The organism is Mesorhizobium sp. B2-1-8 (genome assembly GCF_006442545.2).
Lineage (GTDB): Bacteria > Pseudomonadota > Alphaproteobacteria > Rhizobiales > Rhizobiaceae > Mesorhizobium.
The window spans coordinates 2,981,623-3,005,937 of sequence record NZ_CP083952.1 but is presented as its reverse complement, the minus strand read 5'-3'; the positions used below and the strand labels follow the sequence as shown (position 1 = coordinate 3,005,937).

The 24,315-nt window shown below is 63.6% G+C and carries 26 protein-coding genes; 14 read left to right on the top strand and 12 right to left on the bottom strand.

What is annotated here, in order from left to right; genetic code table 11:
* Positions 1–249: 249 nt before the first annotated feature.
* Both FJ970_RS14790 and FJ970_RS14785 read right to left on the bottom strand, forming a co-directional pair.
* Complete coding sequence (locus tag FJ970_RS14790) at positions 250–1,278, bottom strand: LacI family DNA-binding transcriptional regulator (protein WP_140759086.1); 1,029 nt, start codon at positions 1,276–1,278, stop codon at positions 250–252.
* Between the two features lie 161 nt (positions 1,279–1,439).
* A complete protein-coding gene (locus FJ970_RS14785; RefSeq protein ID WP_140759088.1) occupies positions 1,440–2,669 on the bottom strand; it encodes an MFS transporter in 1,230 nt (409 codons plus the stop codon).
* Positions 2,670–2,841: 172 nt separating this feature from the next.
* On the opposite strand from FJ970_RS14785, the gene FJ970_RS14780 reads away from it, so the two are divergent.
* Positions 2,842–3,132 carry a DUF3175 domain-containing protein gene (locus FJ970_RS14780; RefSeq protein WP_140759090.1) on the top strand — a complete coding sequence of 97 codons (291 nt, stop codon included), beginning with the start codon at positions 2,842–2,844 and terminating at the stop codon, positions 3,130–3,132.
* A gap of 91 nt (positions 3,133–3,223) precedes the next feature.
* Here FJ970_RS14780 and FJ970_RS14775 read toward each other — a convergent pair whose 3' ends face one another.
* The 3 genes from FJ970_RS14775 to FJ970_RS14765 form a co-directional block, all read right to left on the bottom strand.
* A complete protein-coding gene (locus FJ970_RS14775) occupies positions 3,224–3,667 on the bottom strand; it encodes an SRPBCC family protein (RefSeq protein ID WP_140759092.1) in 444 nt (147 codons plus the stop codon).
* Positions 3,668–3,828: 161 nt separating this feature from the next.
* On the bottom strand, positions 3,829–4,605 hold the full coding sequence (locus FJ970_RS14770; protein WP_140759094.1) for a FadR/GntR family transcriptional regulator: 777 nt from the start codon (positions 4,603–4,605) through the stop codon (positions 3,829–3,831).
* Positions 4,606–4,706: 101 nt separating this feature from the next.
* Positions 4,707–5,603, bottom strand: a complete 897-nt coding sequence (locus tag FJ970_RS14765) for an NAD-dependent epimerase/dehydratase family protein (protein ID WP_140759096.1) — start codon at positions 5,601–5,603, stop codon at positions 4,707–4,709.
* A gap of 118 nt (positions 5,604–5,721) precedes the next feature.
* On the opposite strand from FJ970_RS14765, the gene FJ970_RS14760 reads away from it, so the two are divergent.
* Positions 5,722–6,660 carry an NAD(P)-dependent oxidoreductase gene (locus FJ970_RS14760; RefSeq protein ID WP_140759098.1) on the top strand — a complete coding sequence of 313 codons (939 nt, stop codon included), beginning with the start codon at positions 5,722–5,724 and terminating at the stop codon, positions 6,658–6,660.
* Between the two features lie 22 nt (positions 6,661–6,682).
* Here the strand turns inward: FJ970_RS14760 and FJ970_RS14755 are convergent, their stop codons facing one another.
* Positions 6,683–7,465, bottom strand: a complete 783-nt coding sequence (locus FJ970_RS14755; RefSeq protein WP_140759100.1) for a FadR/GntR family transcriptional regulator — start codon at positions 7,463–7,465, stop codon at positions 6,683–6,685.
* Positions 7,466–7,650: 185 nt separating this feature from the next.
* On the bottom strand, positions 7,651–8,640 hold the full coding sequence (locus FJ970_RS14750; protein ID WP_140759102.1) for a sugar-binding protein: 990 nt from the start codon (positions 8,638–8,640) through the stop codon (positions 7,651–7,653).
* Between the two features lie 64 nt (positions 8,641–8,704).
* Between FJ970_RS14750 and FJ970_RS14745 the strand changes: the two genes are divergently transcribed.
* The 12 genes from FJ970_RS14745 to FJ970_RS14690 all read left to right on the top strand — a co-directional run bounded on the left by FJ970_RS14745 (position 8,705) and on the right by FJ970_RS14690 (position 19,151).
* Positions 8,705–8,968, top strand: coding sequence for a hypothetical protein (locus FJ970_RS14745; protein ID WP_140759104.1), 264 nt, complete (start codon positions 8,705–8,707; stop codon positions 8,966–8,968).
* 121 nt (positions 8,969–9,089) lie between these two features.
* On the top strand, positions 9,090–9,833 hold the full coding sequence (locus FJ970_RS14740; RefSeq protein WP_140759106.1) for an ATP-binding cassette domain-containing protein: 744 nt from the start codon (positions 9,090–9,092) through the stop codon (positions 9,831–9,833).
* Positions 9,834–9,885: 52 nt separating this feature from the next.
* Entirely contained in the window at positions 9,886–10,884 is a 999-nt protein-coding gene (locus FJ970_RS14735; protein ID WP_140759107.1) for an ABC transporter permease, read from the top strand.
* 175 nt (positions 10,885–11,059) lie between these two features.
* Positions 11,060–11,887 (top strand): AraC family transcriptional regulator, encoded by an 828-nt coding sequence (locus FJ970_RS14730; RefSeq protein ID WP_140759109.1) that lies wholly within the window; start codon positions 11,060–11,062, stop codon positions 11,885–11,887.
* Between the two features lie 115 nt (positions 11,888–12,002).
* Positions 12,003–12,446, top strand: a complete 444-nt coding sequence (locus FJ970_RS14725; protein WP_140759111.1) for an SRPBCC family protein — start codon at positions 12,003–12,005, stop codon at positions 12,444–12,446.
* A gap of 11 nt (positions 12,447–12,457) precedes the next feature.
* Entirely contained in the window at positions 12,458–13,246 is a 789-nt protein-coding gene (locus tag FJ970_RS14720) for an FAD binding domain-containing protein (protein ID WP_140759113.1), read from the top strand.
* Between the two features lie 52 nt (positions 13,247–13,298).
* Positions 13,299–13,781: a (2Fe-2S)-binding protein gene (locus tag FJ970_RS14715; protein WP_140759115.1), complete on the top strand. Its 483-nt coding sequence runs from the start codon at positions 13,299–13,301 to the stop codon at positions 13,779–13,781.
* Between the two features lie 11 nt (positions 13,782–13,792).
* Complete coding sequence (locus tag FJ970_RS33620; RefSeq protein WP_140759117.1) at positions 13,793–15,160, top strand: xanthine dehydrogenase family protein molybdopterin-binding subunit; 1,368 nt, start codon at positions 13,793–13,795, stop codon at positions 15,158–15,160.
* Between the two features lies 1 nt (position 15,161).
* Entirely contained in the window at positions 15,162–16,163 is a 1,002-nt protein-coding gene (locus tag FJ970_RS33615; RefSeq protein ID WP_135919316.1) for a xanthine dehydrogenase family protein molybdopterin-binding subunit, read from the top strand.
* 8 nt (positions 16,164–16,171) lie between these two features.
* Positions 16,172–17,053 (top strand): AAA family ATPase, encoded by an 882-nt coding sequence (locus FJ970_RS14700; protein ID WP_140759119.1) that lies wholly within the window; start codon positions 16,172–16,174, stop codon positions 17,051–17,053.
* A 92-nt stretch (positions 17,054–17,145) separates the two neighbouring features.
* On the top strand, positions 17,146–18,264 hold the full coding sequence (locus tag FJ970_RS14695; protein WP_140759158.1) for a vWA domain-containing protein: 1,119 nt from the start codon (positions 17,146–17,148) through the stop codon (positions 18,262–18,264).
* A complete protein-coding gene (locus FJ970_RS14690) occupies positions 18,264–19,151 on the top strand; it encodes an amidohydrolase family protein (RefSeq protein WP_181178626.1) in 888 nt (295 codons plus the stop codon). Before FJ970_RS14695 ends, FJ970_RS14690 begins: the two co-directional genes overlap by 1 nt.
* Before the next feature lie 45 nt (positions 19,152–19,196).
* On the opposite strand, the gene FJ970_RS14685 is transcribed toward FJ970_RS14690, so the two are convergent.
* Genes FJ970_RS14685 through FJ970_RS14665 form a run of 5 tightly spaced genes read right to left on the bottom strand, consistent with a single transcriptional unit; the run spans position 19,197 to position 24,222 of the window.
* On the bottom strand, positions 19,197–20,462 hold the full coding sequence (locus FJ970_RS14685; RefSeq protein WP_140759123.1) for an ABC transporter substrate-binding protein: 1,266 nt from the start codon (positions 20,460–20,462) through the stop codon (positions 19,197–19,199).
* 26 nt (positions 20,463–20,488) lie between these two features.
* Positions 20,489–21,319, bottom strand: a complete 831-nt coding sequence (locus FJ970_RS14680) for a carbohydrate ABC transporter permease (protein WP_140759125.1) — start codon at positions 21,317–21,319, stop codon at positions 20,489–20,491.
* Positions 21,316–22,239 (bottom strand): carbohydrate ABC transporter permease, encoded by a 924-nt coding sequence (locus tag FJ970_RS14675; RefSeq protein WP_140759126.1) that lies wholly within the window; start codon positions 22,237–22,239, stop codon positions 21,316–21,318. Before FJ970_RS14675 ends, FJ970_RS14680 begins: the two co-directional genes overlap by 4 nt.
* Entirely contained in the window at positions 22,232–23,389 is a 1,158-nt protein-coding gene (locus FJ970_RS14670) for an ABC transporter ATP-binding protein (protein WP_140759128.1), read from the bottom strand. The genes FJ970_RS14675 and FJ970_RS14670 overlap by 8 nt, the downstream gene beginning before the upstream one ends.
* A complete protein-coding gene (locus tag FJ970_RS14665) occupies positions 23,386–24,222 on the bottom strand; it encodes a metallophosphoesterase family protein (protein WP_140759130.1) in 837 nt (278 codons plus the stop codon). Before FJ970_RS14665 ends, FJ970_RS14670 begins: the two co-directional genes overlap by 4 nt.
* Positions 24,223–24,315: the final 93 nt, after the last annotated feature.

Below are 24,315 nucleotides of genomic sequence, written 5' to 3'. Positions count from 1 at the left end.
TGCAGTACAATGACGTTCGCCCAAGCACCTCCTACCCTGGCTCGCCATGCATGTCAGGTGGCCAGCGCCGGCCTGATCCCTCCTTTGTTGCTTCCTTAAGCAGCGCCGAAAGTATCATATTATCAATAATAAACAAGGAAAATGCTGTCGCTTATGTATAATAAACAGCGGTTCGACTTCGCGCTGGCCCGAATGGTAGCGCTACCAAGAATGTCTGTAAAGGCTGATTTCAGCAGGTTCTAAAATGTTTCAACGTGCCGTGCTCTCGCGCTGCTTCAGCTCGAAACCGAGGTCTACGACCCGCTGCTCTGGCCTGTTGCCGCCAATTGCCGCCAGCGCCATGGCCACCGCGCGCCTGCCGATTTCGTAGCGATGGGTGCGGACACTGGTGATCGAGGGAAAAGCCACCTGCATCATGTCGAGATCGTTGAAGCCGACAATGCCGATGGTCTTCGGCACGTCGATCGAAGCGCGATGGCATTCGAACAGCACACCGAGCGCGATGTCGTCGTTGTTGCAGAACACGCCGTCGAGCGTCGGCATCTTGGCAAGGGCATCGCGGAACAGTTCGCGGCCAAGCGACACGCTGGAAAGCACCGGCGTGGTGGTAATCAGGCGCGGGTCCAGCAGCCCGGCCTTCTCCATCGCCACCCGGTAACCAGCAAGGCGCCGCTGCGAGCGCGGGTCCATGCGCGCACCGATGAAACCGATCCGGCGATACCCCGCCTCGATCAGGTGCTCGGTCGCCGTCCTGCCGCCGTCGAGATGCGAAAAGCCGACCATCATGTCCACGGGATCGGGCCCGGTCTCCATCACCTGGACCACCGGGCAACCGGCATTCTCCAACAGTTTTCGCGAGGTGGGCGTCTGGTCGATGCCGGCGACGATCAGCGCTGCCGGCCGCTGGGAGCCAAACAGCTGCAGCAGACGCTCCTCCTCCAGCCCGGAATAATGCGTGTTGCCGAGCTGGATGCGGAACGGGCTGTCCGACAGGCTGTCATAAATGCCGCGCACCACCTCCGCGAAGACATTGTTGGTCAGCGAGGGCACCAGCACACCGAACACCTCGGCGCGCGCCGAGGCCAATGCGCGTGCGTTGGGATCCGGCACATAGCCAAGCTCTTCGACGGCGGCCATGATCTGGCGGCGCAACTCCTTGGAAACGCGTTCCGGCTCGCGCAGCGCGCGGGAAACGGTGATGGCGCCGACGCCGGCCTTGTGTGCCACATCCGATAGGGTTGGGCGGCCACCGCCCCGGCGCGAGCGCGGCTTGATCAAGGCCTTGGCCCATGCGCATGGCCATCGAACCGCGCGCCCAATGCGATCTTTCCAGCTGTCGCCATCTCACCGGCCTGTTGCCGCACCCATCCGCCTTGGCGTCGCGCAGTGACTGCCTGTTGTCAAGCCGAGCCACCGAGTGGCTGTGCCAGACCTTCGCCTTAGGCGGCCGCGACAGCTCTGTGCCTCGCCTTCCACATGAACAACCCGATCGCCAGTATGTTCAACAGATTCCAGGCGATGCCGTTCAGGAACGCGGCGGCGTAGGAGCCGGTCAGGTCGTAGATCCAGCCCGACATCCAGCCGCCGATCGCCATGCCGAAAATCGTCGCCATCATCACGATGCCGATGCGCTGGCCGGCCTCCTTTGCGGGCAGATATTCGCGCACGATGATCGCATAGCAAGGCACGATACCGCCCTGCGACAGACCGAAGACCAGCGACACGACATAGAGCGAGGCGAGCCCGTCGAACGGGATATAGAACAGCAACGACAGGCATTGCAGCACGGAGCCGATAAGCAAGGTTTTGACGCCGCCGATGCGGTCGGCGACAAAGCCGGACGCAAGCCGGCTGACGACTCCTGCCGCCATCATGATGGACAGCATGTCGGCGCCATGCGCGATGCCGTAGCCAAGATCCATGCAGTAGGCGACGATGTGCACTTGCGGCATCGACATCGCCACGCAGCAGCCCAGTCCCGCGACGACCAGTAGGACCTGCATAGCCGCCGGCGACATTGGAATCGGCTGCACAGTCCGGCTTCCGGGCGAGCCGGCCACCGCTGCCTCCGGAGCGCCGCGACGCAGCAACAGCACAAGCGGCACCATGGTGACGAGGCAGAAGACGCCGATGCCCGCATAGGTGAAGCGCCAGCCTTCCGCCTTGATCAGCGTCGGCATGATCGTGGGCCAGATCGCTCCGGCAAGGTAGTTGCCGGCCGCCGCCGCCGTGACGGCGACGCCGCGGCGGCGATTGAACCAGTGCGAGATATCGGCGATCAGCGGCCCGAAGATCACCGATGTGCCGACACCGATCAGCACCCCCTGGGCAAGGGTGAATTGCAGGATCGATGTCGACAGCGCGGCGAGCACGAGACCGGCGGAGAGCGCGATCGAGGAGAACAGCGCCGGGATCCAATAGCCCATGCGGTCGATGGCGCGGCCGACCAGCACATTGCCGGCGGCGAAGCCCACCATGGTCGCAGTGTAGGGCATGGATGCCGCGGCGCGGTCGACGCCGAACTCGGCCTGCACCGCCGGCAGCACCACGACGACGGCCCACATGCCGACCGCGCCGATCGTCGCCAGCAGCATCGAGATTGCAAGGCGCATCCAGGCGTAGGAACTGTCGATACCGGGACCGGGCCGGCTCAAGTCGGTTCGCGTCAAAGGCGTTTCCTGTCGGCGGTCTCAACCGCTGCTGTTTTGACCATTATCGACGCAATCTCGGCGCACGGCAGCACCACAGCAGGCAAATCCGTGACTCCAGGCCGATACGAATGCGGGAACCGACGCCGATATCTGGAGTTTCCGATCAGCAACACCGCAAAGGAGTCCAGCCATGACCGCCACCAAGCAGAAATGGTCGGCCGAGGTGACCGAGCACAGCGATGCGATGGATCTCGAGGAGCACGTCTTCGAATCCGACGACGCCAAGAAGATCGCCGCCTCGCTCAAGCGTTCGGCCGAACACAGCCACCGCCGCAAGGCCGAGCCCTTCCAGTCCGCCATGTCGATGCTGAATTTCTACATCAACAGGGCCGGAAAAAACCTGCCCGCGGCGCGCAAGAAGATCCTCGAGGACGCCAAGGACGAACTGCGCGCCGCATTCGGGCGTCCAAAGGAGGATTAGCCACCCTCGCCCGCCAATGGCTCCTCAAGCTGTTTCTTCAGCCCTTCAAAACGAGGTGAGGAACGTGCCGGTTGTCCAGCCGGTCGGCGTCCTATTGGTTGATCTCGGGTTCGACGAGCTTGGCCAGGTTCCGTAGCGATTCCTGCCAGCCGAGATAGCAGGCTTCCGCGGGAATGACGTCCGGGATGCCGGCCTGGGTGATGTTCACTTCGGTGCCCACGGACACTTTCTTCAACGTCACCGTCACCTTGATCTCGCCGGGCAGGTTGGGATCGTCGAACCTGTCGGTGTAGCGCAGGAGTTCGCCCGCAACGAGCTCGACATACTCACCGCCGAACGAGTGGCTGTCGCCGGTGGTAAAATTGCGGAACGACATTTTGAACGTGCCGCCGACCTTGCCCTCGAAGTGATGAACCGTGCAGGTGAAGCCGTTCGGCGGAAGCCATTTGGCAAGCGCATCGGCCTCGAGGAACGCGCGGTAGACCTTCTCCGGGCTGGTGGTCAGAACGCGGTGCAGACGTACGGTGCTGGGCATGTCAAATTCTCCTTGCTGGTTTCCCGTTCGACACCCCAAGGACGGGTGCCACTCAGCCGATCCGACACTAGCTCTCGAATTTTTTGGCGGTGCCGGCCTGAATTGCTTCGACGGCCTGCAAGACGGAAACACCCGCGTGCCGAATGGCTTATCGGTGAATCCTACCGCGAACGGATGACGTTGTCGGTATTGGCCAGCAGCTTGCGCACGGCATTGCGCGCCGCATCGGGCCGTTGCAGGCGGATATTCTTTTCGATTGCCTCATGCATCTTCTGGGCGAGCTGCAAATCGTCGAGTTCCCGGGTCGTGTAGGTGAACAAATGATCGAAGGCGGATTCGATCAGCACGCCGAGCGGGACCAGTAGGTCGTTGCCGGAGGCACGCAGGATGGCGAGGTGGAAGCGGGTGTCGGCGCGGGTCCGTTCCTGCAGACTTTTCGCCTCGCCCATCTCGCGGCAGGCTTGGCTGATCTCGGCCATCTGCTCGTCGGTCCGGCGCATGGCGGCGAAGGCCGTCGCTTCCGGCTCGATGATGTGGCGAAATTCCTGCACCGTCCTCAGGAACACCTCGCGGTCGGGCGACGTCGCGTACCAGGCAAGCACATCGCGGTCGAGCAGGTTCCAACGTTCCTTCGGTTCGACCCAGCTGCCGATCTTGGGGCGCGATGCCAACAGGCTCTTGGCCATCAGCATCTTGATCGCCTCGCGCACCGCCGACCGGCTGACGCTGAAGGTCTCCGACCATTTGGCTTCATTGGGCAGGATGGTGCCGGGCGGATAGTCGCCGCGCACGATCCGCAGACCAATCTCGCTCGCCAGCGACGTATGCACGCTGGAGCCGGGAATGCGCGCCGCGTCGGGCCGGCGAACACCGACCGGGCGCTCGACAGCTACAGCCTTTTTGGGCGATTTTTCCTTGTTCGGTCTCGCGTCCCGCATGGGCTCCAGAAAGGCCGGTTTACGGAAGCTGTCAAGCGCGGTGCGGGCGTTGGGCCGCAAAGCCGGCTTCTATGCACAACCCAGCCGCGATTCGACCACGCTCAGGCGGTCTTGACGTATTTGCGCCAGCTATGCTCGGGCCGGAAGCCGAGCATGTCGCGCGCCTTGCGGTTCGACAGCAGCGTCTCGTATTCGCCGAGTTCGCCCTTGACCGGCACGCCGGGATAAAACCGCTTCAGGAGTTCGGCCGTCGGCAGATCGGACGAGGTGTCGTCATTGGCGGCGTTGAACGCCTGGTAGCCCAGCCCATCTTTCTCAATGGCGCGCTGCGTGATCTGGCCAAGGTCGCGCGCGTCGATGTAGCTCCAGGCGATCCGTTTGCGAAAGCCCGGATCGGCGAACCATTTCGGAAACAGCGAATACTCGTGCGGCTCGATGACATTGCCGATGCGCAAGGCATAGATGTCCGTGCCATTACGCTGCGCGAAAGCGCGCGCCGTCTTCTCGTTGACGATCTTGGACAGCGCATAGCTGTCCATCGGATCGACGTCATACTCCTCGTCGAGCGGGAAATGCGTGGGGTCGCGCGGCTCGTTGGCGAACACCAGGCCGTAGGTCGTCTCGCTGGAAGCGATGATCACCTTGCGGATGCCGAGCTTCACCGCGGCCTCGATGACATTGTAGGTGCCCATCGCATTGATGCGGAACACCTCGTTGTCGGGCGTGATCATGATGCGTGGAATGGCGGCGAAATGCACCACGGCGTCGACCTGCTGCGGCCGCAGCGACGGATCGAATTCGTGCAGCCCCATATAGCTCGACAGCGCGTTGAACACCTGGCCGCTGTCGGTGATGTCGGTGATCAGCGTGCGCACCTTAGGATTGTCGAGCGGCCTGGTGTCGATGTTGAGCACCTGGCAACCCTGCTCCACCAGATATTGCACGACGTGGCGCCCAGCCTTGCCGCTGCCGCCGGTGAACATGATCCGCTTCGTCATTCTGGTCTCCACGAAAGTCCTAGGATTGACGTGTATTGTCAGACAATATTGCTTTCTGCAACCGTATATGGCTAAAACGGCGGCGACATTATCGATAATCACAGACAGGACAGACAGCATGAACACGACCGCCAGCAGCGAGAAGATCGGCTTTGTCGGCCTTGGCCTGATGGGTCACGGCATCGCCAAGAACATCGTCGACAAGGGGTATTCCCTGACATTTCTCGGCCGCAAGAACCGCAAACCGGCGGAGGATCTTCTCGGCCGGGGCGCTCATGAGGCGTCGACCTCCCGCGACGTGGCGGCGGCATCCGATATCATCTTCATTTGCGTCACCGGCTCGCGCGAGGTCGAGGCCATCATTCGCGGCACCGGCGGGCTCAAGGAGGGTTTGAAGAACGGTTCGGTCGTCGTCGACTGCTCGACCTCCGATCCGGTCTCGACGGTGTCGCTCGCGGCAGAACTCAACGCGCTTGGCATCGATTATGTCGACGCGCCGCTCAGCCGCACCCCGAAGGAAGCCTGGGAAGGCACGCTCGACGCCATGGTCGGCGCGCCCGACGCCGTCTTCGCCAGGGTCAAGCCGGTGATCGACACCTGGGCCGGCCGCATCGTCCATATCGGCGACACCGGCGATGGCCACCGCATGAAGCTGCTCAACAATTTCATCTCGCTGGGTTATGCCGCGATCTATTCCGAGGCATTGGCACTGGCGGAGAAGGTCGGCATCTCGCCGCCGCGCTTCGACAGCGTCATCCGCAATGGCCGCATGGATTGCGGCTTCTACCAGACCTTCATGCGCTGGACGCTGGAAGGTGATCGCGACGCCCACAAATTCACCATCGCCAACGCCTTCAAGGACCTGACCTATCTGGAATCGATGGCGGGTGCGGCCGGCATCGCCAACCCGCTCGGCAACGCCACCAAGAACTCCTTCGCCGGCGCCCACGCAACCGGTCCGGCCGAGCAGTTCGTGCCGATGCTGGCCACGCACATCGCCAAAGTGAATGGTGTCGATCTGATGCCGATGAAGGATGGCAAGAAGCAGACGATCTGAGACCCGAACCGCCGGCGGGCCCTTACCGCCGGCCCCTTCCGATCCCCTCATCGGTGTCGGCGAGCAGCTTGTGCACGGCGCTACGCGCCGCGGCTGGCCGCTGCAGGCGGATGCTCTTTTCGATCGCCTCGTGCAGTTTCTGTGCCCGCCGCTGATCGCCGACCTGGCGCGTGGTGAAGACGAAGAGATGGTCGAGCGCCGATTCGATCAGCACGCCGAGCGGCACCAGAAGGTCGTTGCCCGAGGCCCGCAGGATGGCCAGGTGAAAGCGCGTGTCGGCACGGATGCGCTCGGGCAGGTTGGCCGCCTCGCCCATCTCGCGGCAAGCCAGGCTGATCTCGGCCATCTGCTCGTCGCTGCGCCGCATGGCGGCGAAGGCGGATGCCTCCGGTTCGATGATGTGGCGGAACTCCTGAACCGTGCGCAGAAACGCCTCGCGATCCGGAGCGGTCGCGTACCAAGCCAGCACGTCGCGGTCGAGCAGGTTCCAGCGCTCCTTGGGCTCGACCCAGCTGCCGATCTTGGGACGCGACGCCAAAAGGCTCTTGGCCATCAGCATCTTGATTGCCTCGCGCACCGCCGAACGGCTGACATTGAAGGTTTCGGCCCATTTGGCTTCGTTGGGCAGGATGCTGCCAGGCGGATAGTCGCCGCGCACGATCCTGAGGCCAATCTCGCTGGCGAGCGAGGCATGGACGCTGGAACCGGCAAAGTGCGCCGCTTCCGCCCTACGCACGGCTGCTGGGTCGCGACCGGCTTGCGCCTTGGCCCGGCCGGCTTTTCTTTTTGCCTTCTCGTCCGGCATCCACGTTCCAATAGGTCGGCCGCCCGTCACCCGCATTGATCTAAACCCGCGCGGCGCACCGATCCGTTGCCGAAAATCCAAACCACGGACGCGTCAAAGCCGGAGCCCGTTGCCCCAACCAAGGCGTCCTGTTGAAGAATTGGAGGAAACGGGGCGCTCGTTGGCGAGCGCCCCGAAATCGCGGCCTACTTCTGGATGCAGGTGTCGACCGTGTCCTTGGTGCATTCGTCGAGACCGGTGAACACCGGATCCGCGACCTTGTTGCCCTTGATGAGATCGATCATCACCGATGGCGCCTTGTAGCCCATTTCGAAGGGCCGCTGGCCGACCAACGCGGTGACAAGGCCATCCCTGGCGATCGCCACCTCGTCGCCGATCGTGTCGGCGGCGCCGATGACGAAGTCGTTCTTGGCCAGCCGGTCCTTCAGCGGTCCGACTAGGTCGCGATAGGGCTGCGGCGCGCCGAACAGCGGCCAGCCGCCCATGATGCCGAACGCGTCGAGCTTGGGATTGGCGGCGAGGATGTCGGTCATCGCCTGAACGCCCTTGGCGCCGTCGTCATTGGTGAACACCGGGCAGCCGGCGACTTCCGTCCAGCCGCCTTCGCCGGCAAGTGCCTTGAGGCCTTCCTTGCCAGTCAGCGCGTCGCGCATGCCTTGCGCGCGACGCAGGATGTTGTCCGCCGCGGGATTGCCCTCGATGGTGCAGATCGTGCCACCATTCGGCTTGGCCTTCTTGATGTACTCGCCGATCTTCTTGCCCATCAGATAGTTGTCGGTGCCGAGATAGGTCTTGCGCAGCGCCGCGTCTTCCTTGGCGAGGTCGGCGTCGACGGTCATGATCGGGATCGACGGATTGGCGCTCTTGATCGTCTGCGCGATCAGCGGTGCGTTGGACGGCGAGATCGCCATCGCCACCGTGTCGGCCTTGCTCAGCATATCCTGCACGATCTGCGCCTCGCCGGCCTCGTCGGAAGTCGAGGCCGGGCCGGTGTAGAAGCATTCATATTCCGAGCTGGCGTTTTCCTTGTTCCATTTTTCGCAGCCCTGGTGAATGGCTTCGAAGAATGGATTGTCGAGACCTTTCACCACGATGACGAGCTGCTTCTTGGCCAAAGCCGGCCCGGCGCCCAACGCCATGGCGGCGACGGCGGCGAGCAATACTGTTTTCCTCATGTCAGTCCTCCCTTGGAAACAGACGGACACGGCGTGCCCGCCACACAAACCAGCCAGATGCGAGATGACTGAGACGCGTGCGCTCATTCAATCCGGCCAGGCCGATAAGCATTTTCAGATGCGACCAGCCCGGCAACGACACTGGCAAGATCGCCAAAACCTTTGTGCCGGTGGCGTCGCCGATGGCGTCGTCAAAGCCGGCACGTCTTCCTCCGACGCTCAACTAATATCGGCTTGCCGCCAACGTCAATGCTATTTGTCCTACAAAACGGATTTTTCAAAAACAGCACGGCACTATTCGTCTGACAATTGCCTGTTCGACAATTGACGCCCGCGACGCCGTTCGCGTAAATGACGGCATCGCTGTCCCCGGGAGGAGCTGGGGAAAAGCCAATGGAAGCCGTCGCCTGTCCGCGGGCGGATGAGCCAAACATGGGAGGCAAAGACTGGTGGCGGTTCTCGAACTCACCAACATCTCGAAGCATTTTGGCGCCATCCAGGCTGTCAACGACGTGTCGCTGTCGATCGAACCGGGCCAGGTCGTCGGCCTGATGGGCGACAATGGCGCCGGCAAGTCGACGCTGGTCAAGATGATAGCTGGCAATTTCCGGCCGAGCCATGGCACGATGCGGATGGACGACAAGGAACTGATCCTGCACAAGCCGGTCGAGGCGCGCCAGCACGGCATCGAGATCGTCCACCAGGACCTGGCGCTCTGCAACAATCTGACGGCGGCGGCCAATGTCTATCTCGGCCGCGAACTGCGCCGCGGTGTCGGCCCGTTCCGCATCCTCGACTATGCCTCGATGTACAAGCGCGCCGGCCAGATCTTCGCCGAGTTGAAATCCGAGACCCGCCCGCGCGACCTCGTCAAGCAGATGTCGGGCGGCCAGCGTCAGGCGGTGGCGATCGCCCGTACCATGCTGTCGCAGGCCAAGATCGTGCTGATGGACGAGCCGACGGCGGCAATCTCGGTGCGGCAGGTCGCCGAAGTGTTGAACCTCATCCGTCATCTGCGCGACCAGGGCATCGCCGTTGTACTGATCAGCCACCGCATGCCCGACGTCTTCGACGTCGCCGACCGCGTCATCGTCATGCGGCGCGGCAGGAAGGTCGCCGACAAGGCGATCGCGTTGAGTTCGCCCGAGGAGGTTACCGGGCTGATCACCGGCGCTATCGAGCAGGTGGCATGAGAATGGCGAACCCGGATTTCACCGCGCGTGGGCAGCGCAGGAAAGGTCTATAATGGCAGTCACCCTTGACCAGACGATCGCGCAGAAGCAGCACAGCTTCCTGTCGCGCCTGTTCTCCAGCCAGACCTTCTGGGTGGTGATCGCCGTCATCCTAGCCTGTATTTTCCTGTCCTTCGCCACCGACGCCTTCGCCACCTCGAAGAACCTCTACAACATCACCCGCAACATCACCTTCGTCGCCATCGTCGCGCTCGGCATGACCTTCGTCATCATCACCGGCGGCATCGACCTGTCGGTCGGCTCGGTACTGTGCCTGTGCTCGATGGTGCTGGCCGTCACCATGCATGCCGGCTTTTCGATCGAGATCGGCATTCTGGCCTCGATCGCCACCGCGCTCGTCATCGGCGCCTTCAATGGCGTTTTTATCGCCTATCTGGGCTTTCCGCCCTTCGTGGTCACGCTCGGCATGCTGTCGATCGCCCGCAGCCTTGCCATGGTCGCCTCCAACAACACCGTCGTCTTCCAGTTCGGGCCGGACCACGACAAGCTTCTGGCGCTCGGCGGAGGCGCCTGGCTGTTCGGCATCGCCAATCCGGTGCTCTACATGATCCTGCTGGCCCTGATCACCGGTTTCATCCTGCGCTGGACAAAGTTCGGCCGCCATATCTTCGCTATTGGCGGCAACGAGCACGCGGCGACGCTGACCGGCGTCCCGGTGCGCCAGATCAAGGTCGCCGTCTACATGATCTCGGCGCTGTCAGCCGGCATTGCCGGCATCATCGAGACAGGCTGGCTCGGCGCCGTCACCACCAATCTCGGCAACGGCATGGAACTGCAGGTGATAGCCGCCACCGTCATCGGCGGCGCCAACCTCGCCGGCGGTATCGGCACCGCCTTTGGCGCCATCGTTGGTGCTGCCCTCATCGAGGTGATCCGCAACAGCCTCGGCCTGCTTGGCATCAACGCCTTCTGGCAAGGCACCTTCATCGGCGGTGCCATCTTGCTGGCGGTTCTGTTCGACCGAATCCGCAATTTCAGGCGCAGCGACTGAGAGCGCGTCGTCGGAGCGCTATTCGTTCTCGTTGCTATCGCTCAGTCTGAAAATCGGCTGAAGCCGACCGCCATTGGTACTGGCCAACAGCCGATGCCTTGACGGATACCGAAAACCAGCCGCACAATCCCCCTGCAGGCGAAGGGAGGCCAGTCGCTTGCGGGAGGATATACCCATGACGGAAGCGATCAGGCTCTACTGGGGCCGGTTCGGACATGTTTCTGTCCTGAATGTCGCGAGCGACTTCGTCACCCATGCCCATGTCGAGGCACATCTGATCATCTGGCTCGAAGGCACCGCCGGCGAAATGACCATAGGCCGTGAGACGGTCCGCCTCGGCCCGGGCATCGCCGCCGGCATCAACTCGCTGCAGCCGCACAGCCACGTCCTGTCCCAGGACGGCAGGCCGGGCCTGTTCCTGGCCTTCTACATCGACCCGGACTGGGCGCGCCGGCGCCGCGACCTGCCGTCCAGCGCCCCGCTATTCTCACAGGCGGCGATCGCGCTCGAGCCATGGCTGCACCAGGCCGCCGCCAGCCTGCTCGACCATCTCACCGACAATGAAAGCGTCGACGATATCGCCAATTACGAGATCGAGCGCTTCATCGACTCGGTGCTCGACGCCGCCGACGCCTCGGCGCCGCGGGAGGCGCGCGGCCGCATAAACACGATGCAGGATTTCCGCGTCCGCAAGGCGATCCAGCTGATGAAGGCCAATGTCTGCGAGCGCATCTCGTTCGACGATGTCGCCCGCGCCGTTGGCCTGTCCAGGCCGCATTTCTTCGCTCTGTTCAAGGAACAGACCAGTCTGACGCCCAACGTCTACTGGAACACGCTGCGCATGGAGGAAGCGGTGCGGCAGTTGCAATGGTCGCGGGAGCCGCTCATCTCGGTCGCCTGCAACCTCGGATTCACCACGCAGGGTAATTTCTCGCGCTTCTTCCGCGATCATGTCGGCGTGCCGCCGACGCTCTACCGCGAGGCCGCGCGGGCGACGGCCTGACCGGGCGGCCGTCTGTTTTTCAGACTGGTTGATACACGCTCGAGACGCATTGATAAGCGCTGCCCAATCAAGCGCCCTACCCTTGCCGCAACGATCATTCGGAAGGGAACATTTCATGGCGAAAGTCACCATCTCCAGCGTCATCGACGCGCCGGTCGAAAAGGTCTGGGCACGCATACGCGACTTCAACGGCCTGCCGGGCTGGCACCCACGCATGGTCGAGAGCCATATCGAGGACGGCAAGCATGCAAGCACGATCGGCTGCGTGCGCAACTTCCAGCTCGCCAGCGGCGCCCGCTTGCGCGAAAAACTGCTCGACTTCTCCGATGACGATTTCCTGGTCAGCTATTCCATCCTGGAAACGCCGCAGCCGCTCACCAACCACAAGGCGACTCTGCAGCTCAGGCGCGTCACCGATGGCGACCGCACCTATGCCGAGTGGACCGCCAGCTTCGACGCGGCCCCCGAGGAAGCGGACAAGCTGGCCGAGGGCATGGGAACCAATGTTTTTCAAGGCGGCTTCAATGCGTTGAAGAGCCATTTCGCCAGTCAGAACTGAAGGAGCGGGCCATGGCGCTGGCGCTGCAGACTTTTGCAACGGTAAAGGACGCGAATGCCGCGCTGAAGTTGGCCGGCACGCGCTATCTCGGCGGGGGTACACTTGTCGTCCGCGCGGCCAATGAAGGCGACGTCTCGGTCTCCGGCCTTGTCAGGTCGACCGATCCGGCCCTGTCGGCCATCGAGGTCCGCGGCGGCAAGGTCCGCGTCGGCGCCTCGGTGACCATGGCGGAGATCGCCCGCCATCCCGAACTCGGTGCCCTTGCCAAGGCCGCCCGCGCCGTCGGCGGCCCGGCGATCCGCAATATGGCGACCGTCGGCGGCAATCTGTTCGCGCCGGCGCCCTATGGCGATTTCGCCGTCGCCCTGCTGGCACTCGATGCAACGTTCGGCACCGATGACGGAGAAACACCCATCGAGACCTTCCTGGCCGGGCGAGACGATGGCCGCGCCATCGTCACGTCGGTCAGTTTCACGAAGGCCGGCAGCTTCCGCTTCCTCAAAGTGTCGCGGGTCAAGCCCAAGGGGGTCTCGGTGCTGAGCATCGCGATCGTTCTGGAACAGGCTGGAGGCGGGACCGTGTCCTCGGCGCGGATCGCGCTCGGCTGCATGGCCGATCGGCCGATGCGTGCCAAGGCAGCGGAAAAAGCGCTACTCGGTAGGACGCTCGACCCGGATGGCATCGCACCGGCGCTGGCAGCGGCGGGCGACGGCACTTCGCCCATCACCGATCCGATCGCCAGCGCCTGGTATCGCGCCGAGGTCCTGCCGGTCCATCTCGGCCGGCTGCTGCTCAGCTAATCACACTTGGGGGGCGCGCTTGCTCCTCGGGGCAGGCGCGCAAGGAGGAAGAATGGCGAAGGTCCCGGTTCAATTCACGCTCAATGGGTCTGAAAAGGCCGAATTCATCGACAGCGGCACGACGCTGCTCAACGCCTTGCGCGACAAGATCGGCGACACCTCGCCGAAGGGCGGCTGCCACCAGGGCACGTGCGGCGCCTGCTCCGTCATCATCGACGGCGAGTTGAGGCTCTCCTGCCTGACGCTGGCCGAGACCTGCAACGGTGCAATGATCACCACCACATCGGGCCTTGCCGAAGGCGGCGTGCTGCATCCGCTGCAACGAGCTTTCCTCGACACATTCGCCACGCAATGCGGCTTCTGCACGCCGGGCATGATCATGGCCGCCAAGGTGCTGCTCGACCACACCCCCAATCCCAGCCGCGAGGACGTCGTCGAGGCGCTGTCCGGGAACATCTGCCGTTGCACCGGCTACGAGCCGATCATCCAGGCGGTGCTCGCCGCCGCCCGCGCCAATTCGCAGAACGCGGCCTGAGGGACCAAGGAATGGAACTGCGCAAGAACTACTTCGCCGACGTCCGCAAGGACGGTCTGCATGAGATCGGCCAGCCCCGGCCACGTTCGGATTCGCCCGGCCACGTCACCGGCAAGACCGCCTTTTTCGCCGACCGTAATTTCCCCGGCATGCTGCACCTGAAGATGGTGCGCAGCCCGCACCATCATGCCCGCATCCGCTCGATCGACACCTCCGAGGCGGAGAAGCATCCGGGCGTCGTCAAGGTGCTGACGGCCAAGGATGTGCCGCACAATCTCTACACCATTCTGATCCTGATCCAGATCGGGCCGGAGGACGAGACGGTGCTGGCCGACGGCAAGGTGCGCTGGAGGGGCGAGGCCGTCGTGGCGGTGCTGGCCGAAACCGAGCGCGCCGCCCAGGAAGCCGCCGCCAAGGTCAAGGTCGACTATGAGGTGCTGCCCGCCGTCTTCGACATGGAGGAAGCGCTGAAGCCAGGCGCGCCCATCGTCAACGAATATCACGGCCAGAACTATTACCTCTATGACAGCGGCGCGTGCCGCAAGGTGCGTTTCGGCGATGTCGAGGCGGGCTTTGCTCAGGCCGATCACGTGCTGGAACAGAGCTACCAATCCTCGCCCATCGAGCACGCGCCGACCGAGACCACCGGCTGCGTGGTGGCGCCCGAAGGCAATGACCGCTTCACCTGCCATACCAACACGCAGGCGATGTTCTTCACCCTCGACAACACATCGATCATCCTGCAGATGCCGGGCAGCAAGCTGCATTTCGTCGGCGGCACGGTCGGCGGCGGTTTCGGCGGCAAGGTCGATGTCATCGTCGAGCCGATCGCCATCCTCGGCGCAAAATTAACCGGGCGACCGGTCTGTTTTGTCTACAGTCGTGAGGAGGAGATGCAGATCTCCTCGCCCCGCGCGGCCGAAAAAGTCGTCATCAAGGACGGCATCATGATGGACGGCCGCATCGTTGCCCGGAAAGTCACCGGCTACACCGATGCCGGCGCCTACTCGCGACACTCGCCCTATGGCGCGCAGAAGGGCGCCGGGCATTATCCCGGCCCCTACACCATCCCCAATGTCTGGATCGATACCTACTGCGTCTACACCAACCGCACGCCGTCGTCGGCCATGCGCGGCTTCGGCGTCACCATCGGCGACTTCGCGCTGGAGGTGCAGATGGACAAGCTGGCGCGGCTGATCGGAATGGACCCGCTCGAATTCCGTTTCATCAACGCCTATCGCGACGGCGACATGAAGGCGCATCGCCAGCCGACGGAGGGTGCGGCACTCATCGAATGCATGCAGGAAGCCTCGCGCGCCGCAAACTGGCCGGTGGCTGAGAAATACATGGCGATGTCCTCCTACAAGAACGGAGCTTGAGATGGCGATCAGGCGCGGACGCGGCGTCGCCGCGATCAACTATCCTACGGGCATGAACCTCGGCGGCGACCCGACGCAGGCGCTGGTGCATTCGACACCGACCGGCAATTTCATGGTCACGCTGTCGTCGGTCGATCTCGGCCAGGGCATGAAGCAGATCATGGCGCAGATCTGCGCCGAAACGATCGGCGTGCCGACCGACCGTGTCGTCGTCGACACCGCCGACACCGACACCGGCCCGCACTGCATGGGCACCTTCGCCTCGCGCGGCACCCACCGCGCCGGCAATGCCGTGATCCAGGCCGCCAAGGAAGCGCGCCAGGTGATGCTGGAAGTGGCGGCCGAGGAACTGGAGGTGAATGCCTCGGATCTCGAAACGGACGGCCAAGGCAACATACTGGTCAAGGGCGCACCGCAGAAGTCGATTTCGATCTTCGATGTCGCACTGTCGGCGCATTTCAAGCGCGGCCGTTCGATCTCCGGCCGCGGCATGTTTTTGATTCCACGCTCCTATCCGGAGAAAGAGACCGGCGCGATGAAGCCCTCGACCTGCTACGCGCATGCCTGCACGGTGGCCGAGGTGGAGGTCGACGACGAGACCGGCGAAGTGACGGTGCTCACCGTGAAGAACGTCTTCGAGATCGGCCGCGCGCTGAACCCGAAAATGGTCGAGCAGCAACTGGTCGGCGGCTCCTGGATGGGCATCAGCCATGCACTCTACGAGACGACCGAGCCCTATTATCCCAACCGCGACCATGGCGGCACCGACTTCAACCAGTATCTGATGCCTGGTCCCGGCGACCTCGCCGAGACCGAAATCATCGTGCTGGAGCGACCGTCGGCGGACGGACCGTATGGCGCCAAGGGGCCGGGCGAGATGTGCGCCAACCCGCAAATACCGGCGGTCGCCAATGCCGTCTTCGACGCCGTCGGTGTGCGCATCGACACGCTGCCGATCACGCCGGAGCGCATTTTGCGGGCGTTGAAGGCACAAGCGAACTGAGTGCCGAAATGCCCGAGGTGAACACCGAGACTGTCGCGACCTCGCCGGAGTCGGTGGCGCAGCATCTTGCCGCCTCGCGCTATCTCGCTGATGACAGCCTGGCCACCGCGATCTTTCTCGCGATCCGGCTCGGCAAGCCGCTGCTGCTCGAAGGCGCGCCAGGCGTCGGCAAGACGGAAGCGGCCAAGGCGATCGCCGAACTGCTCGGTCGCGATCTGGTGCGGCTGCAATGCTACGAAGGCATCGACGCCGCGCATGCGCTCTACGAATGGAACTATCAGCGCCAACTGCTCGCCATCCGCCATGCCGGCGAGCACGAGATCGACATCTATGACGACCGCTTCCTGATTGCCCGTCCGCTGCTGCAGGTATTGAAGGCGCCGCAGCAGCGCGTGTTGCTGGTCGACGAGATCGACCGCTCGGACCATGAATTCGAAGCGCTGCTGCTGGAGTTCCTCTCCGACTTCCAGATCAGCATTCCCGAGCGCGGCACCATCCGCGCCGAGGCACAGCCGATCGTCATCCTGACCTCCAACCGCACCCGCGAACTTGCCGAGGCGCTGCGCCGCCGCTGCGTCTATCACTGGATCGGCTACCCCGACGCCGAACGCGAGGCAGCCATCATCATGTTGCGCGCCGGCGATGTAGCTGAAGGCACCGCACGCGCGGTCGCGGCGGCCGTGCAGACCATCCGCGCCCGCCCGCTGGCCAAGCCTCCTGGCATCGCCGAGGCGGTCGAATGGGCAAATGCGGCGACCATTCTTGAAAAAGGCGGCAGCCCGTGGCCGGAAGCCTTCCGCCGCGCCATCGGCGTGCTGATCAAGGACGAGGAAGACCTCTCCTACATCGCGCCGGAGCTTGGCCGCATCGTCGAGGAGGCGCTGGCGTGAGCCGCGACCTTGACAATCCCTTCTCCCCGTTCACGGGGAGAAGGTGCCCCGAAGGGGCGGATGAGGGGCAGCGCGAACGGCGGCGGAAAAGCTTGCCCAGTGCCGCCGCACCCTTCCTCGGCTTCGGCCGGCTGCTGCGCCGCTACGGTTTCGCCATCGCCCCCGAACAAGTCTCCAGCTTCATGCAGGCGGTAACCTTGCTTGGCCCCCTCTCGATGGCCGATATCCGTGAAGCAGCCCTTGCCACACTGGCACCGCCGCCCGACCGACGCGACGAATTCGAGGCGCATTTCCAGAGCCATTTTTACGGCAACACATCAGCCGTGGCGGAACGCGACGCCGAGGAGGAAATCCGCATCAAGGACGATGGCGGCGCCGACGACGAGCGGATCGAGGCCGAGCAGCGACAGGAAGGCGGTGAGCTTTCCTCAGCACTGGAGCAGTTGAGCCGCCGCGACTTCCTGCGCGACAACGACAGGCTGACCGTCTTTCGCCGCCAACTGTCGAGCGCCTTGCCCGCGCGCCGCTCCTTCCGCACGGTGCGCACTCCTTCGCGTGGCAAGCTCGACCTGCGCCGCTCGCTCAGGGAAATCGTCAGCGCCGACGGCGATGTTCCCTCGCCCTTGTTGCGCCGCCGCCAGACCGTGCCGCGCAAGCTGCTGATCCTGATCGACGTTTCGGGCTCGATGAAACTGCACACGTCGGATTACTTGAAGCTCGCGCATGCCGCCGTGCAAGGCGCGGACCGCGCCGAGATCTTCACCTTCGGCACGCGGCTGACCCGCATCACCACGGCGTTGCGCATCCGCGACCGCGAGCAGGCGCTGGCGCGCGCGGCCGCCCAGGTCGATGACTGGGACGGCGGCACCCGCATGGGTCCGACGCTGCTCGCCTTCCTTTCAGTGCCGCGTTTCTCCGCCTTCGCGCGCGGTGCAGCGATCGTTATCCTCTCGGATGCGCTGGAGCGCGGCGACCATGCCGAACTGGAGACCGCGATGCGCCGGCTGAGCGCCCGCGCCTTTCGGCTGTCATTGGCGACACCTTTGGCCGGCGACCCGCGCTTCCAGCCGGCAACGGCGGCACTTCGCGCCATCCTGCCAGACCTCGACGATCTGGTCGACGGCTCGTCGGTGAACAGCCTCACCGATTTCATCCTGTCGCTCGCTCGCTCCGCCCCGGCGGCCGAGACAATCTGGAAAAGGGTATCGTGATGCAGAAGGCCATCGACGCGCATTTCCACATCTGGCGCCAGCAGGACCAGCCCTGGCTGGTCGGGCCGATGGTGCCGCGCATCTTCGGCCCCTACGAGCCGATCCGCCGCGACTATCCGATCGAGGAGTTTCTCGCCGACCAGCAAGGTTCGGGCGTCGAGAAGGCGGTCTATGTCCAGACCAACTGGGCGAAGGAGGATTTCGAGAGGGAAGTCGCCTTCCTGCAGAAAACGGCTGACGAGACCGGCTGGCCGCACGCCATCGTCGGCTACACCGACATGACGGTGGACGATGTCAGGCCCCAGATCGACCGCTTGAAAAAATATCCGCTGCTGCGCGGTGTGCGCATGCAACTGCATTGGCACGAGACGCCGGCCTTCCGCTTCGCCGCCTCAGCCGATCAGGTGATCGACCCGAAGGTGCGGGCCAATGTGGCGCGGCTGAAGGATTATGGCCTGTCCTTCGATTTGCAGCTCTTTCCTGCCCAGATGAAGGACGGGCTGACGCTGGTCGGCGAGAACCCCGAAATCAATTTCATTCTCACCCATGCCGGCATGCTGACCGGCATTGACGCGGAAACCACCGAAGCCTGGAAGGCCGGCCTGCGCACGCTGTCGGCGGCGCCGAATTTCTACGCCAAACTGTCCGGCCTCGGCACCTTCGTCCACCGCAACGACCCGGCGCTGATCGCCTATATCGTCGACAACGCGATCGAGATATTGGGCGCGGATCACCTGATGTTCGGCTCCAACTTCCCGATCGAGAAGTTGTGGACCAGCCACGCCGAGCTGATCAAGGCGCACCGGGAGGCTGTAGCGAAGCATGGTGCGGCAGCCGAGGCGGATATCTTCTGGAATACGGCGGAGAAGATCTATCGACCAGCTTGACCGCCCGGCACCGCCGCGCCATTGGCGCGGCGGCTTTGGCAGGCCTTACTGCGTCGGCAGCATGCCTTCGACGTCGCTTGCCGCGTCAGTGAGTGCTTCGTTCGGCGTTGCCGACTGGTCGACGATCCGCGACAGGTTGTCGACGATGGTCTGCGTCACCTTCACACCGTTGGTGCCGGGGAAGGCATACCACGGAACCATCAGCGGCATCTGGCTGAGTCCGGCCCGGAACAGCGGGTTCTTCTTGTAGAAATCGCCGAGATATTCCGGCGATTTCGCCGCGAGTTCATTGTTGGGGACATAGCCGGTGCCGGGCACGACGACCGACGCGCCATAAGGGCCGGCGGCGAATTTCGCGAATTTCCAGGCAGCGTCCTGCTTGGCGGCATCCTTGGTCAGGATGACCACGGCGTTGCCGCCGGTCGGCAGATGGCCGTTGGCCGGATCGATCAGCGGGATCTTGGCCGTGCGCAGCGTGAACTTGCCGCCGACATTCTTGATGGTGTTGACCAGCCCGCCGGTGGACTGGAATTCGAAGCCGACCTTGCCGGCCGCGAAAGCCTGCTCGCCAGCCGGCTTGGTGAAGACCGGCATGCCGCCCTCCTTCACCATCCGCTGCAGGATTTCCACCGCCTTCTCGCCTTCCGGCCCGTTGAAGGCGACCTTGCTTTCGTCCTCGTTCAGCATCTTGCCGCCGGCGCCGAACAGCAGCGCCGAGAACATCCAGTCGTCGCCTTGCCAGCGGAAGTCGATGCCGTCGACGCCATTGCCGAGCGCCTTGATCTTGCCGCCGAGCGCGATCACCTCGTCCCAGGTCTTGGGCGGATTGTCCGGATCGCCGCCGGCGGCTTTCACGAGGTCGGCATTGTAATACATGATCGGGTTCGAGGTGGCGAAGGCGAGGCCGACCTGCTTACCGTTGACCTGCGCCAGCTTCAGGATCGCGTCGGAAAAGCCGAGTTCCGCCATGTTGCCTTCCTTCTTGACCAACGGGCCAAGATCGACGGCAACGTCGCGCTCGTTGAGCATGCGGAGGCGATTGAGGCCGATGAAGGTGATGTCGGGCATCTCGTCGGTGCCGGCCTGGCGAAGGATGGTCTGGATACCTTCCTCATAGGTGGCGGACGGGCTGGCGAACTGTATCTTGATGTCGGGATTTTCTTCCATGAACTTCTTCGAGATCGTGTCCATCACGTTCTTGAAGAAGCCGGGCATCGGATAATGAACCGTCAGCGTCGTGTCGGCATAGGCCGGAAGGGCGAACGCCAGCGAGACCGCCGCCGCTGCGAGAATCCTGGGAAGTTGCTTCATATGCTGGTGCTCCTGGTTCGACCCGGTCAGCCTTTGAGACCGGTCATGGTGATGCCTTCGACGAAGCGCTTCTGTGCGAACAGGAAGGCGACGACGAGTGGAAGGGTGATGATCAGAGTGGCGGCCATCAGCGCGCCGTAGTCGTCGCCTGCCTCGGCGGCACGGAAATACATCAGGCCGAGCGGTGGCGTGGCGTAGGCCTGCTTGCTGACGGCGATCAGCGGCCAGTAGAGATCGTTCCAGTGCGCGACAACCGAGAAGATCGCGAAGGCGGTGACTGCCGGCCACGCGTTGGGAACGATGACGCGCGCCACGATCCCAAGCTCGGACATGCCGTCGAGCCGCGCCGCGTGGATGAGGTCGTCGGGCATGGCGCGGAAGAACTGCAGGAACATGAAGATCGCGAACACCGAGATGGTGAACGGCGCGACCAGCGCGGTGTAGCTGTTGAGCAGCGACATCCTGTCGAAGGCGACATAGAGCGGCAGCGCCGTGGCATGGATCGGCACCAGCAGGCCGAGCATGACGAGCACCATCATCAGCCGGGCGGCGCGGAACTTCAGCTTGGCCATGGCGTAGGCGCAAGGAATGGCGACCAGCACCTGGAAGAAGAAGATGAGGGCGCACACAAGGACGCCGTTCCACAGCAACGTTGCCATCGGCACCTTGCTCAGCGCCTTGGCGAAATTCTCGGCAAAGTAGAAATGCTCGGGGATGAGCGACAGCGACGAGGTGAAGATGTCGCTCTGCGTCTTGCCCGCCGTCGAGATCATGAAAATGTAGGGCGCGAGGATCATCAGCGCGCCGAGCGAAAGCAGGGCGAAGCGGATGATGCGGCCGGCCGGAATGCTGGTCATGTGTAATGCACCCGCCGGTCGAGCACGCGGTATTGGAGAAGCATCAGCACGACGAGGATAGCCAGGAAGACCACCGTCATCGCCGAGGCATAGCCGACGCGCAGATAGACGAAGCCTTCCTGGTAGATGGTGAACAGCAGCACTTCGGAGGCCTTGTTAGGCCCGCCGTCGGTCAGCATCTTCACAGTCTCGAAGACCTTCACCGCATTGGTGATGCTGATGGTGACGACGAACAGAGTCGTCGGCCCGAGCATCGGCCAAGTGACCAGGAAGAACCGGTCGAGCGCCGATTTCGCGCCGTCGACGTGAGCGGCGGCATAGAGCTCGCGCGGGATTGCCGTCAGGCCCGCCAGGAACAGCACCATGTTGAAACCGACCGACTGCCAGACGCCGATGATCGACAGGCTGAAGAGCACGGTATTCGAGGCGCCGAGCCAGTTCGGGCCGGGAATGCCGGCCAGTGCAAGCAGTGCGTTGAGCGGTCCGATCGTCGGATGGAAAAGATATTGCCAGACGGTCGCCATGGCCACGATCAGCGACGCCACCGGCAGGAAATAGACGGTGCGGAAGAAGCCACGCGCACGCGGTTCGCCTTCGATCAGCAAGGCAACGCCGAGACCGAGCACGATCGAGACCGGTGCGACGATCGCCGTATAGACCGATGTGTTCCACAGCGATCTGCGGAAGGTGCGGTCGGTCAGGAGATGCGCGTAGTTCTCGAAGCCGACCAGGCGAAATTTGCCATAGCCGAGCTCGAAGTCGGTGAAGCCGAGGAAGATGACGGCAACAACCGGCAACAGCACGAACAGCAGCAAAAGCACGATCGCCGGAGCCGCCAGCAGCCAGGCGATCCGGTCCTCGCTGCGCCTGTGAAGTGCCGCGGCGCTCGGGACATTGCCCGCCAGCGCGATGCTAGACATAGGCCGGCTCCTGGTGTGCGGGCGCCGCACTCGCCGTGCGCAGCCGCTTTCCCTCCGGCCCGAAGACCATGGCCTGTTCGGGTGACAGAAGGACACCCACCGGCATTCCCGCAATCAGGTCCCTCGCCACGTGCGGCACCAGCTTGGCGATGACGTTGTCGCCGGTTGCATCGAGCCGGCAATAGGCAACGACCTCCGACCCGAGGAATTCCAGACGCTCGATCCGCCCGGCAAGGCCGCTTCGCCCGCTGGGAGACAGTTTGACGAATTCGGGCCGGATACCGAGGCTGACCGGGCCGTTCGCCACTTTCTCCAGCAAGGCCAGCCGGATGCCCTCGAAACTGATTCGACCGTTTTCGGCGAGCGCCGGTATGATGTTGATCCTCGGCTGGCCGACGAAACGGGCGACCTCGATATGGGCGGGATCGTTGTAGATCGCCTCGGGCGCGGCGAGTTGCAGCAGATTGCCGCCGATCATCACCGCGACGCGGTCGGCCATCGAAAGCGCTTCGGCCTGGTCATGCGTCACATAGAGCGTCGGAACGCCGGCGCGGCGGTGAAGTTCGACGATCTCGCCGCGGGCATGGACGCGCAGATTGGCATCGAGGTTGGAGAGCGGTTCGTCCATCAGGAAGATGCTGGGATGGCGCACCATGGCGCGCGCCAGGGCCACGCGCTGCCGCTGCCCGCCCGACATCTGACCAGGCTTGCGGTCGAGCAGATGGTCGATCTTGAGCACGGTCGCCATTTCGCGGACATCCCGCGAAATCCCGGCGTGGATCTCTTTCTGACCCGGCAGGGCCGAGCCGACCAGCGGCAGACGCTGCGTCCGGCTCAGCCGCTTCATGGCCAGCGGAACCGCGATGTTCTGGCCGGCGGTCAGATGCGGATAGAGCGCGTAGGACTGGAACACCATAGCGATGTTGCGATCGGCTGCGGCGACCGCCGACATGTCCTTGCCACCGACGAAAATCTCGCCGCTGTCGGCATGATCAAGCCCGGCGAGGATGCGCAGCAAGGTGCTTTTGCCGCAGCCCGAGGGACCGACCAAAGCAATGAACTCGCCTGCTTCCACATCGAGGCTGACGCCGTTCAGGACTGCATTGCCGCCAAAGGACTTGTTCAGATCGCGAAGCGAGAGCGCGCTCATGACGCGACCTTCCTGCGAACCTTGTGCGCCTCGTGCGGATAAACCTCCTCGACCACGTCGTCGAGGACATGGACGCTCATGCCGGGGATCGCGACGATCTCGCTGATGACTGTGTCGCCGAATTCATGCACGATCGCGCCGAGCAGCCGCTCGCCCGGCATGTCGCGCTCCATGTCGCCGACGACGAAGGCCGCCGACGGACCCCATACCAGAGCGGTGTTTTCGTATTTGCCTTGCCATGCCCGGTGCAGGTGGCCGCTCGCAAACAGCGCCACATCATGGGCAGCGATCAAATCGTAGAGACGCTGCCTCTGTGCCGGGCGGATACTCCAGTAACCGGTATCGCCCTCCCCAGGTTCATCGATGAACAGCGGCTTGTGCGCGAACAGCGCGGCGCGCCGGCCGCCACGGCTTTCCAGCTCGGCACGCAGCCATTCGAACTGGGCCTCTTCCTCAGCATCATCGAAGCCCATCAGCAGGCTGTCGAGACCGATAAATCGCCAGTTTCCGGCGTCCTCCGTCCAATAATCAGGGCCAACCAACCGGCGCCAGCGCTCGAGCCGCCCCGCATTGACTGGCTGCAGCGAGCCGGGCAGATGGCCGACATCGTGATTGCCGGGCACCAGCAGCATCGGGACCGAGATTTCCCGCATCAGCTCCATGCAGAAGCTGATATCGGCGTCCTTGTCGGCGCCGTCGACACTGAGGTCGCCGGTGTGGATGACGAGGTCGGCGCCGCTTTGCGCGATCCAGGCGGCGAGCGGCTCCCAATTGCCGTTGAAATGCGGCTTGGTCGGACTGAAATGGGTATCGGTGATCTGGACGATTTTCATGCCGGCTCCACTGCGAGAGCCGGCTGCCGGAGAACCACCGGCGCGACTTCGCGTGGGGTCTCCTTAGTGCCGTTACATGTCACTTCCTTAACA